We start from the raw sequence: 13,096 nt of genomic DNA, 5'->3' as shown, positions 1-13,096 counted from the left end.
GTTCCCCTTTTATTACTTTATATAATTTACTTATTACTTAAATTATACCACTAAATATAAATAAAAAAATATAGTAAAACTCTTATTTTTACAATGGATAATTGATAATGCATAATGCATTATCAATTTAGCTTTAGCTACTGCTTTCTCTCTTCTTCAGTGATATTTCTTATAGATTCTAAATCAGAACATTGGTTTTCACAATTAAATCCACTATGAATATTGTTAACTCCCAAATTAAAATTTAAAAACATTAGTTCTACTCCTTCCTCCCTAAGTATTCCTAATATCTCTATATTTATTTCTTCTTTAATCCCTTCATATTTAACATAATTTAATTCAGTTGTATAAAAATATACGAACACACCAAAACCATAAGTAGATAATTCATTAAAACTAACTATAATTAGTTCCTTATCTATTTTTTCATGATTATTTAATAAATCTTTAATTTTTTCTAAACACCTTTTTATACTTTCTAAAGGGGTATTAAATTTTATAGTGAACTTAAAATGTATTCTTCTTAGATCCCTTTGGCTCCAATTAATGATATTTTCATTAGCTAATTTAGAATTAGGTATAGTTGCAATAGCCATAGAAAAAGTCTTTATTTTAGTACTCCTAAAAGTTATCTCTTCTACTATCCCTTCTATATCAGACGTTTGTATCCAATCACCTATAGCAAAAGGCCTCTCCAAAACTATAATAAAACCACCGAAAAGATTAGAAAAAGCATCTTGAGCCATTAAAGCAAAAGCTATTCCACTTATACCAAGTCCTGTTATAAATCCAGCAAATCCAAATTCTTTAGCAATACAGCTTATTCCTATAATAACGATTACTAATCTTATTAATATTGAAACAAAAGGAAAAACAATATCTCTTTTTTTAATTTTTCTATAAATAAAAGAATTTTCTAAAGTTAAATTATAAAAAAAATAACATATAACTATAACTATAAATATTTTTTTTAGTCTATAACTTGTAATATTGTTAACATTCAGTCCATCAAAATCTATAAACTTTAATGAAAAATAGATACTATAAAAAGTTATATATAATTTAATAGGTTTTTCTAAAGCTCTAACTAAACTATCATCAACATAGTTTCTAGTTTTCTTTACAAATCTAATAGCATAATCAAATATTTTAGTTACTAAATACTTATTTATAAAAATAGAGATTATTATAACTATTAGAGCTACTATATATTTACTTATACTTATCTTTAATAATACTTTAATAATATCTTCTATCTTTTCCATACACACTCCATTAATATTTTTAATTTAATTCTTATTTTTAGTTATTTTCTGTTTTTTTATTCTATTTTATTTGAATTAAATCTATAATTAAAATATAAGAGAGGTATTATATGAAAAAATTATTAATTTATTTTTCTATCATATTCTTAAGTGTAATTATAGTTATCCTATATTCCAATAATAAAAAGAACACTATGATTGGTATATATTTAAAATCAACTAATAAAAATAATATTATTATTTCTGAAGAAGCTGGTCCTATTGTAATGTATAATAAAACTAATAAAGAAAATATTTTTGATACTTTAAAAAGCGGAGATAAAATTAAAATCACTTATGATTTAATTATGGAAACTTATCCTGCTAGAACTCAAATATATAATTGTAAACTTATTGAGAAAGGGAACTTAGATAATATTCCAAAAGAAACATTAGAGAAATTGAAAGATCTTGGATGGACTTTTAATTTATCCAACTAGTTTTTATTAATCTTAAAATTTAAATATCTATTTATGAATATTCTAAGGAGTGTTTAAAATGAAAACTAATAAATTAAGTTTAAAGCTATATATTTATACAGGTGCTTTAACTAGAATACTTTACATACTAGCTTCATTAATTATACTAATTCCAATTTGTGTTGTATTAATTGCTAATATTACACTCAGCTCGCTTTTTAGTAGCATTTCTATAAGCACTGCTTTTATACTTATTTTAATGGGAAAAGTTTTATCTATTCTAAAAAGTAAATTTGAAAATAAAAATATTTCTATTGATATAAGTGTTTTAATTGGAATTTTAACAGCATTTATATTATTTATATTTGATTAAAATAAATAATTAAGTAATCATAATTAAAATTTATTTAATTATAGAAGCAAAAAAGAAATGGAACTATTAATAAAATAGATCCATTTCTTTTTTGCTTTATTATTTTAATTCAAAAGAATTACAATCTGTACATTGAGGCTTAGTTGGATTACTTTCATGAGTTCCAACTTCAATTACTGATAATGTACAATATTTTTCTTGTGTATTATTATACTTACATTGTTCAACTGTACACTTTATATTTGGATTTTTATTCACTGAAATCACCACCTTACAACAATAGTATTTGCGTTAAAAATAATACTATTCAAAAGGTTAGGATTTTAAAATTGTTAATTTAATGTTGTATTAAAAGTCCTTAGCAATTTCTTTTGCTTCTTCTATAGTATCTGTAACTACTTTATCAACATCTATTCCCATTACATCTAAACTTTCAGCTGCTACACTCTTAATATCTTTTATTCCAAAGAATGAAAGTATAGCTCTTGTATATTTTTCTCCCATTTCAAATTGAGAAGTTATTGGATTACTATAATCCCCGCCTCTTCCAGAAACTATTAACGCTTTCTTGGCATTACATATTCCTACTGGACCCTCTGCTGTATATTTAAAAGTAATTCCTGTTACACTTACATAATCAAAATAAGCTTTTAATATTGCAGGTGCTCCTAAATTCCACATTGGTGCAGCAACTACTACCTTATCAACTTCAGCCATTTGATAAGCATATTTTAATATTGGATGATTTTTGCTTTCTTCAGTCTTTGGTCCAAATACTACTGCTAAATCTTCTGGTCTTAAAAAATCTATTCCTTCTTTATATAAATCTAAAGTAATAATTTCGTCTTCTGGATTTAATCTTCTATACTCTTCAATAAAACTATCTGATACTCTAAATGTTCTTGATTGTCCTTCTGGTTTAATGTTTGCTTTTATATATAATACTTTGCTCATTTTGCCCTCCATCTAGATACTTTCTAAATATGTATCTTTTTGTTATAATATAATAAAATAATAGTTTAAATATTATTAATTTTCAAGTAGACACTTTTTTTACACATAGTATATAAATTGATACTACTTCTCAATTATTTTTAAGGATTTTCTAAGGAGATATTATATGGAAAAATTTTCGATAGATCATAAAGATTGTTATATTAATGAAAGTACAAATAATCACGGTATTTGTCCAATGATATTAGTTCATAAACTTATATCAGGTAAATGGAAAATATTAATTCTTTGGTATTTATGTAAGGGGCCTTTAAGATTTAGTGATCTTAAACGTTGTCTTCCAAATGTTACACAAAAAATGTTAACTAATCAATTAAGAAGTTTAGAAGAAGATAAACTTATTTATAGAAAGGTTTATCCCGTTGTACCTCCTAAAGTTGAATATGGATTAACTGATATAGGAAATAAAATAATTCCTGTTTTAGAAGCCATGCATAGTTATGGTGAAGAATACATATTAGAAATTAATAATGTAGAATAACAAATGTAGAATTAAGTAAAAAACTCAAGCTATCTTGCTTGAGTTTTAGTATTAATTTTCATCGCTAAACACTTTTTTCTTTAGCATTAATCCTGCCTTTGTTGCTGCAACTCCTCCAAGTCCTGTTTCTCTTAAAGCTGCTGGTAAGCTTCTTCCTACCTTATACATTGCAGATAATGCATCATCAAAAGGTATTTTAGACTCTACTCCTGCCATAACTAAATCTGCTGTGCATAAAGCACTTACAGCTCCTGAAGAATTTCTTTTCGCACAAGGGATTTCAACTAATCCAGCAACTGGATCACAAACAAGCCCTAATATATTTTTAAATACTATCGCTGCTGCATCTAAAGACATTTTTGGAGTTCCCCCCATCATTTCAACTATTGCTGCTGCTGCCATTCCTGATGCAGATCCACATTCTGCTTGGCATCCACCCTCTGCACCTGCAAAAGTCGCATTTCTTCCTATTATCATTCCAACAGCTGCTGATGCAAATAAAGCTTTTATTAAATCATCATCACTTTTTCCAAGCTTCTCTCCTGCTGTCAAAATTACTGCTGGTAAAATCCCACAAGAACCCGCTGTAGGACAAGCTACTATTTTCCCCATAGATGCATTAACTTCTGATGAGGATAGTGCCATAGCCATTGCTAAAACCATAGTATCTCCTGTTAGTGATTTACCTTTTTTTAAATATTCTTGAAGCTTATAGGCATCTCCACCTATTAATCCGCTTACAGAATATACTTCCTTTTCTCTAGCCTCTGTTGCTCCACTTCTCATGGCATCTAGAGTTCTTTGCATCTTTGAAATTACTTCTTCTCTTGATACATCTCTATCTTCCATTTCTCTTCTTATAGCATATTCACTTAAAGGTATAGAATTTTCTTCACATATTTTAATAAGCTCTTCGCCTGATCTTGCTATGTCCATACTATTCACCGTCCTCTATCTTATTTATATATATTACTTTTTCTATTCCATTTACCTTCTTAATTTCTTCAATTAAATCCTCTGAAATTTTTCCATCAACTTCGAAGGTCATAGTTGCATTTTTTCCTTTTTGACTTCTACCTAAAGTTAAAAAAGCTATGTTAACATCACTATCATATAAAATATTAGTTACCTTTGCCACTGTTCCAGGTATATCTTTATGAGAAGTTATTATTGTTGAGTATGTACCAGTAAATTTAACCTGATTTCCGTTAATTTCAACGATTTCAATATTACCACCACCTATGGAACACCCTATAACTTCACACTCTCTACCATTTTTAAGCTTCATCAAAAACTTAACTGTATTAGGATGATAATCTCCTAAATCTACATCTTTAAATGTAATTTTAATTTTCTTTTCCTTTGCAATTTCAAGGGAATCTCTAAGTCTTTCATCTGAAGGATCCATTCCCATTATTCCTGCAACTAATGCTCTATCAGTACCATGTCCTTTATAGGTCTTTCCAAAGGAACCATGTAACAAAAAAGTAACTTCAACAACATCATCCCCAGCTATAATTCTTGCTACCTTTCCAAGTCTTGCAGCCCCTGCTGTATGTGAAGAAGATGGACCAATCATTATTGGGCCTAAAATATCAAAAACACCCATGCTACTCATGCTTTTTTCTCCTTTTACTGTTCTTTATTAACTTTTCCTATTGATATTATATATTTGCTATATTTAAATTTCTATACTACATCAAAAAGTTTTATTAAGGTTACATTATAATTTTTTTATTAAATAAGGTATATATCAAAATATTAAAAATCCTACTTTGTAAAATAAGTTGCAAAATAGGATTTTTTTATTTTATTGCTCATTATATATTAATATTTATAAAACACACTTCCACCTATAAATTCTCTTAATATACTATTAGATGGAACATAATCTTTATCAATATCCCTAAAAAATCCTAAAAATGATTTTAATCTACTAGCAAGTAAATATACTGGACTATCTGGAGATATTTTATCTAACTCCTCCAAAGCATATTTTTTCAATACACATAATTCATATACAAGAGTAGAATTAAACATAACATCTGCTTCTTCTTGATATATAAAAATATTTTTTTCTTCCCCTCGTCTTATTGATGGCCACATTTTTAAAGTTTCTTCTGCTCCATATCCTCTTGATAGATAATCTCTAACAATTCTTCTAACTCTTCTAATATCAGTGGTAGCAATTCTATTATGATTGTCTAAATTTAATTGTGTTAATGCAGAAATATATATTTTAAATTTTTGTTTATCTACAATTGATGTAGTTAGCATTGGATTTAATCCATGAATGCCTTCTATTAATATTATCCCATTATTAGGTAATTTAAGTTTTTTTCCAATCCATTCTCTTCCACCCTTTTTAAAATTAAAGTTTGGAATTTCTACTTCCTCACCTTTTAATAAACTACTTAAATGGGAATTAAATAACTCTAAATCTAAAGAATAAATACTTTCAAAATCATATTCCCCATTTTCGTCTCTTGGGGTTTTATCTCTATCAACAAAATAATCATCTAAAGAAATAGGAATTGGCACATAGCCATTTACTCTTAATTGAACAGATAATCTATTTGCAAAGGTCGTTTTTCCAGAAGAGCTAGGTCCTGCTATTAAAACTACCTTAGTTTCTTTTCTTTCCTTAATCATATCTGCTATTTGTGCAATTTTTTTTTCATGAAGAGCTTCACAAACCATTATTAAATCTCTTAATTCCTTATTCTCCACCTTCTTATTTAATGATCCAACTTCTCCTACGTCTAATATACTTAACCATTTTTCAGTTTCCATAAATATTTGAGATAACTTTCTATTCTCCTTAAATTCTGATACTACATTTAAATTATCTTTCTTAGAAGAAATCAATACAAATCCTGGGTCATAGTAAATTAAATCAAAAGCTTTTATTACTCCTGTAGATGCTGCCATTTGTCCATAAAAGTAATCATATCTACCATCTAATTCATATAAACTAACAGTTTCAAATGAAACTTGAGTTAATAATGATACTTTATCTTCCATACCATACTTTTCAAATATTTTTATTGCCTCTGTTCTTTTCATTTTAATTTTTTTAATTGGAATATCTTTATTTATTATCTCTAACATTTTTTCTTTTATCTTAAAAATATCCACTTCTTTTAAAGCTTCTTCTTTATGAATTTCTCCAAATACTCCATTACCAATGCTATGTTCAATAGTTATTATGGAATTATCAAATAAGTCTAGTACTGCCTTAATAAATATAAACTGTAAAGTCCTATTATATATTTTATATCCAATTTCACTTTGAAATTTAATAAGCTCTATTTCTCCACTTTCTTTGATGTTTTTAAATAGCTCATAGTAACTTCTATTTAATTTGCATAACGCTATATCATATGGGTTAACATTTAAATAATCCTCTAAAAACTCTTTATATGTGATTCCGCTTTCTAATAGATATTCTTCATTTTTATAATTTATTTTAACCTTACTCATGTCTTCCTCCTATTCATGTAAAACCATAAGTTTACAGTATTTTCAAAGTTCTTACCTATTATTATATACAGAATATTAAAATTTCTACACAATACTTGTATAATTTTGCAAATCAAAAGTATAAAAAATAAGTTTGGAGATATAATACTTATGCGAGGTGGTTATATGTTTATAGTATTATTAAGGACAGTGTTTCTTTATGCTTTAGTTATTTTAGTTATAAGATTAATGGGGAAAAGACAAATTGGAGAACTTCAGCCTTATGAATTTGTAATTACTATTATGATTTCAGACCTAGCAGCTCTACCAATGCAAGATACAAGGCTCCCCCTAATTTTAGGTGTAATACCTATAATAACCTTACTTTTTATAAAAACGCTACTTTCTATATTACAACTTAAAAGTCAAAAAGCTAGGAAAATTCTTGAGGGTGAACCATGTATATTAATTGCAAAAGGAAAGATCAAATTTGAAAATTTAAAAAAACAACAAATTAATTTAGATGAGCTTATGGAAGAAATACGACTTGCTGGGTACTTTGATTTAAGTGAAATAGAATATGGAATATTAGAAAACAATGGGCAAATGTCTTTTCTTACATCTAACAAAAATTCAAACACTTCTTCAAATAATTCTCAGGACTCTAATAGTTCAAATTCATCTAAACCACGACTACCTGTAATTTATATATTAGATGGAAATTTCAACAGAAATGCCTTAACCTCTTCTAATAAGGGAGATGAGTGGATAATAAATGAATTAAAAAAGCATAAAGTTAATTCAATTAAAGATGTTTTAATTGCTATGACAGATACCAATGGAAGGTTTATATATCAACTTCATAAAGATAAGGAGGCTAGATAATGAGAAATTCAATTATATCTGTTGCTCTTTTTATCGCATTACTTGTAGGTCTCTTTTTCTTAAATAACAAATTCGTAAAACTTTGTAATGAAATTATTTTAAAATGTGATTTAATAGAAGAATATTTAAATAATTATGAAGAGGATAAGGCTTACGAAGATGCCGTAGCTTTAATTGATATGATAATAGAAGAAGCTGATGTACCAGCTATTTACTTAAATCATGTAGATTATGATTTATTAAAAAATGATGCTTTAAAACTATCATTATATATAAGAGGAGAAGATAGAGCTGAATCTCTTGCTACTTTACACTCAGTTCGTTCAACTGCTGAGCATTTAAGAGATTTACAAACACCAAATCTTAAAAATCTCCTATAAGGGAAAGTTCGATATGATATTGCTTGTTCCGTCAGAAGCTCCAAGTCACAGCAATATCATATCTTCACTTTCTATAATTAACTTATCTTAATTATATAAAAGATTTTAAAATATTTTTACATTCGTAATAGTTGCTTATTTTTTAATTTCTTCACATACTAATTTTATAAAAATATTCACTTCATTTTCCTCAATTAATCTATCTAATTCTTCTTTTGATAATAATCCTAATCTTTCCATAGTTGAACAATGCCCACCATTGTTTCCATGAAATAAATATACTTCATCTCCTATATTTATTTTTCTAGTTCCATTAAAATAATAATTTGTTAATTTAGATATATCTTCTTCTATTTCTAAATTAGTATATGCTCCACCAGACATTAGTTTTATTTTATTTTCTTGTATATTTATTGATATATTAGTATCTTCTATCTTATCCTCTGTTGGCCCATATGCCATACCTAATATATTTTCTTCTTTTACTTTTTCTTTATCTTTATAAACTTCATATACTAATTTTAATTCATAACTTTTGTCATTAGGTAAGTTTTTTAAATCGTATTTAAATGCTCTATTTCCAGTTAGTGATAATATTTCACTTTGTTCATCTGTAAACTCTTTAAATTTAATTGTGAAATCTTTACTTTGAGTGCATCCACTAATAATTAAAACACTCAAAATTGCAATTAAAACCAAAACTTTTTTCATTTTTCACCTCTACCAATTTACATTTTACACTACATCATTTATAAAAATTTCTATATTATATCCGACGCAAGTTAATTATAGCATATTTTGTAAATTGATACTGTTTAATTTTTAAAGATTAAATCCTATTAACTATTTCTTATTATGTTCAATTTGCCTATTATATTTGAATTCTAACTAAAAAACAGCGTATTTTTAAAATAAAATTCCCATTATAAAAAAACCCAACCAATTGCATATTTATAACAACATTTTTCATAATATAAGTTATTATACATTATTTATGCGTAAATAATGTATCAATATAAAAATATTGTTGCATAAATATACCTATAGCTGTATAATTATAATCGTAGTTGAATTAAATACATTTCTTACTACTAAAAAAGGGGGCAATTAAATATGAAAAAATATAATAAAGTTGTACTAGCTTATTCTGGAGGTCTTGATACTTCTATTATTATCTCTTGGCTTAAGGAAAACTATGGCTGTGAGGTAATCGCAGTTGTTGGAAATGTTGGACAAAAGGATGAGCTTGTAGGATTAGAAGAAAAAGCACTTAAAACGGGGGCATCTAAGTGCTATATAGAAGATTTAAATAAAGAATTTGTAGAAGATTATATCTTCCCTACTATTCAGGCTAATGCAATTTATGAAGGTAAATATCTTCTTGGAACTTCTTTTGCAAGACCTATAATTGCAAAAAGATTAGTAGAAATTGCACTATCTGAAGGTGCTGATGCTATATGTCATGGTTGTACTGGAAAAGGAAATGATCAAGTTAGATTTGAACTTGCTGTTAAAGCCTTTGCACCTGATATGGATATTATAGCACCATGGAGAATTTGGGATATTAAATCTCGTGAAGAAGAAATTAAATATGCTTTAGATAGAGAAATTCCTATATCAATAAGTTATGAAACTAATTATAGCAAGGATAAAAACCTTTGGCATTTAAGTCATGAAGGCTTAGATTTAGAAGATCCAGCTAATGAACCTAATTATGAAAAAATATTAGAACTATCTAATACTTTAGAAAAAGCACCTAATGTACCAACTTATATTACTTTAAAATTTGAAAAAGGTATTCCAGTTGCTTTAAATGATGAATATTTAGATGGAACTACTTTAATAGAAAAACTTAATAAAATTGGTGGAGAAAATGCCATAGGAATAATGGATATGGTTGAAAACAGATTAGTTGGAATGAAATCAAGAGGTGTATATGAAACTCCTGGTGGAAGCATTTTATACAAGGCTCATAAAGATTTAGAAGAACTTTGTTTAGATAAAGATACTTCTCATTATAAAGAAATTATCGCCTTAAAATTTGCAGAACTTGTTTACAATGGACAATGGTTCACACCTCTTAGAGAAGCATTAACAGAGTTTGTTAATAAAACTCAAGAAACAGTTACTGGGGAAATTAAATTAAAATTATATAAAGGAAATATTGTTAATGCTGGAATGACTTCTCCTTACTCATTGTATAGTGAAGAATATGCTACCTTTGGAGAAGATGCTGTTTATAATCAAAAAGACTCTGCAGGATTTATTAATTTATTTGGACTACCTATCACAGTAAAATCAAAAATGAATGAAGCATTAAAGAAAGCTGGTAAGTAATTATGAAACTTTGGGGTGGACGTTTTGAAAAAGGAGTAAACTCTTTAGTTAATGATTTTAATTCATCTATAAGAGTTGACTCAAGAATGTATAAAGAAGATATTTTAGGTAGTTTAGCTCATGTAAAAATGCTTGGAGAACAAAATATAATTCCAAAAGAAGATAGCACTAAAATCGTTGCAGGTTTAGAAACAATATTAAAAAGAATTGAAAACGGAGTAATTAAAATCGATGAATCTTCTGAAGATATTCATAGCTTTATTGAATCTACTCTAACCTACTATATTGGTGATGAAGGAAAAAAACTTCATACAGGAAGAAGTAGAAATGACCAAGTAACTTTAGATACTAAGCTTTATTTAAAAAGTGCGTTAATAAGCTTATCTAATGATGTAATTAATCTTCAAGAAATTTTATATAAAAAGGCTTGTGAAAATATAGATACTATAATGCCTGGATACACTCATATGCAAAAGGCTCAGCCTATAACTTTTTCTCATCACCTTTTAGCTTACTCAGAAATGTTTAAAAGAGATCTTAGTAGGATTTTAGATTGCTATAAAAGATTAGATGAAATGCCTTTAGGTAGTGGTGCTTTAGCTACATCTACCTATAATTTAGATAGACATATGATTGCAAAAGATTTAGGCTTTGCACAAATTACAGTAAATAGTTTAGATTCAGTATCAGATAGAGACTATGCTATTGAAACACTTTCTGTTTTATCTATGATAATGATGCATTTATCAAGATTTTCTGAAGAAATTATTCTTTGGGCAACTAATGAATTTAGTTTTATAGAATTATCTGATGAATATAGTACAGGCAGTAGTATAATGCCTCAAAAGAAAAATCCTGATGTAGCTGAACTTGTTAGAGGGAAAACTGGAAGAGTTTATGGGGATTTAATTACTCTTCTTACAGTTATGAAGGGGTTACCACTAGCTTATAACAAGGATATGCAAGAAGATAAAGAGGCTTTATTTGATGCATTAGATACAGCAAGTCTTTCTCTTAAAACCTTCGCTGGTATGTTAGATACTTTAAAAGTAAATAAAGATAATATGAGAAAAGGAGCTTCCTTAGGCTTTACTAATGCTACTGATGTAGCGGATTACTTAGTAAAAAAAGGCTTAGCTTTTAGAGTAGCTCATGAAATAGTTGGTGCTATAGTTCTTCATTGTATAAAAGAAAATATAGTAATAGATGATTTAAGTTTAGAAGAATTTAAAAACTTCTCTCCTATATTTGAAGAAGATATATATGAAGCAATAGATTTAGTAAATTGTGTAGAAGAAAGAAAGGTTTTGGGTGGCCCTAGCTCATCTTCAGTTAAAACACAAATTGAATTACTATTAGAATCAATAACTAAAACTAAGGAGGCTATTAAATGCTTAAAGTAGGAATAATTGGGGCAACAGGCTATGTAGGTGCTGAACTTTTAAGACTTTTATTAAATCATCCAAAAGTTAAAATAGAAGCCATTAGCTCTGTTTCATATGAAGGTGAAGAAATTTCAAATATATATAAAAACTTCTATGGAGTAACTAATTTAATATGTGAAACTCAAGAAGAAGTAATAAAAAAATGTGATGTTATTTTTGCTGCTCTTCCCCATGGCTTAAGTGAGGAAATAGCAAAATTAGTTTATAAAGAAAATAAAATTTTAATCGATCTTGGGGCAGATTTTAGATTAGAAAAAGAAGAAGAATATAAAAAATGGTATGGCAAAGATTATAAATTTAAAGAACTCCATAAAGAAAGCATCTATGCCTTACCTGAATTTAATAGAGAAAAAATTAAGGAATATAAAATAATAGCAAATCCGGGCTGCTACCCTACATCAATAGAACTCGCCTTAATGCCCTTACTAAAAAAATCCTTAATTGATACTAATAATATAATTTGCGACTCAAAATCAGGAGCAACAGGAGCTGGTAGAGGTCTTACTTTAAAGTCCCACTACCCTGAACTTAACGAAAACTTCTCTCCTTACGGTATAGGAGCTCATAGACATACACCTGAAATAGAACAATGTCTATCAGAAATTGCAGAAGAAAAAGTTCAAATTACCTTTACTCCTCACCTACTACCAATAAATAGAGGAATAATATCAACAATCTACTGTAATCCAAAGAAAAATTCCAATGAAGAAATAAACCTACAAGAAATTTATGATTTATATAAAGACTTTTATAAAGATGAATTCTTTATAAATATACTACCCTTAGGGGATACAGCTTCAATTAAAGATGTTAAATACACAAACAACTGTAATATTTCTCTACATTTAAACCATAGAAAAGATGGAATTATTATAGTAAGCGCTATAGACAACATGATTAAAGGAGCTGCAGGACAAGCAATTCAAAATATGAATATAATATGGGGATTTGAAGAAAAAGAAGGGCTGTTCTTAGTGTCCGCAGGACACTAAGAAA

At 27.4% G+C, this 13,096-nt stretch carries 15 protein-coding genes; 8 read left to right on the top strand and 7 right to left on the bottom strand.

The features are described from left to right. Positions 1–137 precede the first annotated feature (137 nt). On the bottom strand, positions 138–1,265 hold the full coding sequence (locus BN6774_RS05415; RefSeq protein WP_066890968.1) for a mechanosensitive ion channel family protein: 1,128 nt from the start codon (positions 1,263–1,265) through the stop codon (positions 138–140). Positions 1,266–1,375: 110 nt separating this feature from the next. Between BN6774_RS05415 and BN6774_RS05410 the strand changes: the two genes are divergently transcribed. Beyond that, on the top strand, positions 1,376–1,744 hold the full coding sequence (locus tag BN6774_RS05410; RefSeq protein WP_066890965.1) for a DUF3221 domain-containing protein: 369 nt from the start codon (positions 1,376–1,378) through the stop codon (positions 1,742–1,744). Between the two features lie 58 nt (positions 1,745–1,802). Continuing rightward, positions 1,803–2,096 carry a hypothetical protein gene (locus BN6774_RS05405; protein WP_066890962.1) on the top strand — a complete coding sequence of 98 codons (294 nt, stop codon included), beginning with the start codon at positions 1,803–1,805 and terminating at the stop codon, positions 2,094–2,096. 99 nt (positions 2,097–2,195) lie between these two features. On the opposite strand, the gene BN6774_RS05400 is transcribed toward BN6774_RS05405, so the two are convergent. Both BN6774_RS05400 and BN6774_RS05395 read right to left on the bottom strand, forming a co-directional pair. Continuing rightward, positions 2,196–2,354 carry a DUF1540 domain-containing protein gene (locus tag BN6774_RS05400; protein ID WP_066890959.1) on the bottom strand — a complete coding sequence of 53 codons (159 nt, stop codon included), beginning with the start codon at positions 2,352–2,354 and terminating at the stop codon, positions 2,196–2,198. Positions 2,355–2,444: 90 nt separating this feature from the next. Further along, a complete protein-coding gene (locus BN6774_RS05395; RefSeq protein ID WP_066890956.1) occupies positions 2,445–3,050 on the bottom strand; it encodes an FMN-dependent NADH-azoreductase in 606 nt (201 codons plus the stop codon). Positions 3,051–3,216: 166 nt separating this feature from the next. Between BN6774_RS05395 and BN6774_RS05390 the strand changes: the two genes are divergently transcribed. Continuing rightward, entirely contained in the window at positions 3,217–3,591 is a 375-nt protein-coding gene (locus BN6774_RS05390) for a winged helix-turn-helix transcriptional regulator (RefSeq protein WP_066890947.1), read from the top strand. A 51-nt stretch (positions 3,592–3,642) separates the two neighbouring features. On the opposite strand, the gene sdaAA is transcribed toward BN6774_RS05390, so the two are convergent. From sdaAA to BN6774_RS05375, 3 genes are all read right to left on the bottom strand, one after another. After that, positions 3,643–4,527, bottom strand: coding sequence for an L-serine ammonia-lyase, iron-sulfur-dependent, subunit alpha (sdaAA, locus tag BN6774_RS05385; protein WP_066890944.1), 885 nt, complete (start codon positions 4,525–4,527; stop codon positions 3,643–3,645). 1 nt (position 4,528) lies between these two features. Next, entirely contained in the window at positions 4,529–5,209 is a 681-nt protein-coding gene (sdaAB, locus tag BN6774_RS05380) for an L-serine ammonia-lyase, iron-sulfur-dependent subunit beta (RefSeq protein ID WP_066890941.1), read from the bottom strand. 209 nt (positions 5,210–5,418) lie between these two features. Then, on the bottom strand, positions 5,419–7,074 hold the full coding sequence (locus tag BN6774_RS05375) for a nucleoside kinase (RefSeq protein ID WP_066890938.1): 1,656 nt from the start codon (positions 7,072–7,074) through the stop codon (positions 5,419–5,421). A 165-nt stretch (positions 7,075–7,239) separates the two neighbouring features. Here BN6774_RS05375 and BN6774_RS05370 point away from each other — a divergent pair, with 165 nt between their 5' ends. Both BN6774_RS05370 and BN6774_RS05365 read left to right on the top strand, forming a co-directional pair. Next, positions 7,240–7,938: a YetF domain-containing protein gene (locus BN6774_RS05370; RefSeq protein ID WP_066890935.1), complete on the top strand. Its 699-nt coding sequence runs from the start codon at positions 7,240–7,242 to the stop codon at positions 7,936–7,938. Next, complete coding sequence (locus BN6774_RS05365) at positions 7,938–8,318, top strand: DUF4363 family protein (RefSeq protein WP_066890932.1); 381 nt, start codon at positions 7,938–7,940, stop codon at positions 8,316–8,318. The genes BN6774_RS05370 and BN6774_RS05365 overlap by 1 nt, the downstream gene beginning before the upstream one ends. Positions 8,319–8,453: 135 nt before the next feature. Here BN6774_RS05365 and BN6774_RS05360 read toward each other — a convergent pair whose 3' ends face one another. Beyond that, positions 8,454–9,029 carry a hypothetical protein gene (locus tag BN6774_RS05360; RefSeq protein WP_066890927.1) on the bottom strand — a complete coding sequence of 192 codons (576 nt, stop codon included), beginning with the start codon at positions 9,027–9,029 and terminating at the stop codon, positions 8,454–8,456. A gap of 402 nt (positions 9,030–9,431) precedes the next feature. Here BN6774_RS05360 and BN6774_RS05355 point away from each other — a divergent pair, with 402 nt between their 5' ends. From BN6774_RS05355 to argC, 3 genes are read left to right on the top strand one after another with little or no spacing between them, the layout of a single operon-like run. Beyond that, a complete protein-coding gene (locus BN6774_RS05355) occupies positions 9,432–10,655 on the top strand; it encodes an argininosuccinate synthase (RefSeq protein ID WP_066890924.1) in 1,224 nt (407 codons plus the stop codon). A 2-nt stretch (positions 10,656–10,657) separates the two neighbouring features. Beyond that, positions 10,658–12,058, top strand: a complete 1,401-nt coding sequence (gene argH, locus BN6774_RS05350) for an argininosuccinate lyase (RefSeq protein ID WP_066890921.1) — start codon at positions 10,658–10,660, stop codon at positions 12,056–12,058. Then, entirely contained in the window at positions 12,046–13,092 is a 1,047-nt protein-coding gene (gene argC, locus BN6774_RS05345; protein WP_066890918.1) for an N-acetyl-gamma-glutamyl-phosphate reductase, read from the top strand. Before argH ends, argC begins: the two co-directional genes overlap by 13 nt. Positions 13,093–13,096 lie beyond the last annotated feature (4 nt).

Source organism: Clostridium nigeriense, from assembly GCF_900086595.1.
Taxonomy (GTDB): Bacteria; Bacillota; Clostridia; order Clostridiales; family Clostridiaceae; genus Clostridium; species Clostridium nigeriense.
This window is presented reverse-complemented; position numbering and strand designations above follow the sequence as displayed.

What these genes read in the sequence shown, in the direction of transcription:
- BN6774_RS05415 (WP_066890968.1), bottom strand. Translation starts at nt 1,265, where the DNA reads ATGGAAAAGATAGAAGATATTATTAAAGTATTATTAAAGATAAGTATA.
- BN6774_RS05410 (WP_066890965.1), top strand. Translation starts at nt 1,376, where the DNA reads ATGAAAAAATTATTAATTTATTTTTCTATCATATTCTTAAGTGTAATT.
- BN6774_RS05405 (WP_066890962.1), top strand. Translation starts at nt 1,803, where the DNA reads ATGAAAACTAATAAATTAAGTTTAAAGCTATATATTTATACAGGTGCT.
- BN6774_RS05395 (WP_066890956.1), bottom strand. Translation starts at nt 3,050, where the DNA reads ATGAGCAAAGTATTATATATAAAAGCAAACATTAAACCAGAAGGACAA.
- BN6774_RS05390 (WP_066890947.1), top strand. Translation starts at nt 3,217, where the DNA reads ATGGAAAAATTTTCGATAGATCATAAAGATTGTTATATTAATGAAAGT.
- sdaAA (WP_066890944.1), bottom strand. Translation starts at nt 4,527, where the DNA reads ATGGACATAGCAAGATCAGGCGAAGAGCTTATTAAAATATGTGAAGAA.
- sdaAB (WP_066890941.1), bottom strand. Translation starts at nt 5,209, where the DNA reads ATGAGTAGCATGGGTGTTTTTGATATTTTAGGCCCAATAATGATTGGT.
- BN6774_RS05375 (WP_066890938.1), bottom strand. Translation starts at nt 7,074, where the DNA reads ATGAGTAAGGTTAAAATAAATTATAAAAATGAAGAATATCTATTAGAA.
- BN6774_RS05370 (WP_066890935.1), top strand. Translation starts at nt 7,240, where the DNA reads ATGTTTATAGTATTATTAAGGACAGTGTTTCTTTATGCTTTAGTTATT.
- BN6774_RS05365 (WP_066890932.1), top strand. Translation starts at nt 7,938, where the DNA reads ATGAGAAATTCAATTATATCTGTTGCTCTTTTTATCGCATTACTTGTA.
- BN6774_RS05360 (WP_066890927.1), bottom strand. Translation starts at nt 9,029, where the DNA reads ATGAAAAAAGTTTTGGTTTTAATTGCAATTTTGAGTGTTTTAATTATT.
- BN6774_RS05355 (WP_066890924.1), top strand. Translation starts at nt 9,432, where the DNA reads ATGAAAAAATATAATAAAGTTGTACTAGCTTATTCTGGAGGTCTTGAT.
- argH (WP_066890921.1), top strand. Translation starts at nt 10,658, where the DNA reads ATGAAACTTTGGGGTGGACGTTTTGAAAAAGGAGTAAACTCTTTAGTT.
- argC (WP_066890918.1), top strand. Translation starts at nt 12,046, where the DNA reads ATGCTTAAAGTAGGAATAATTGGGGCAACAGGCTATGTAGGTGCTGAA.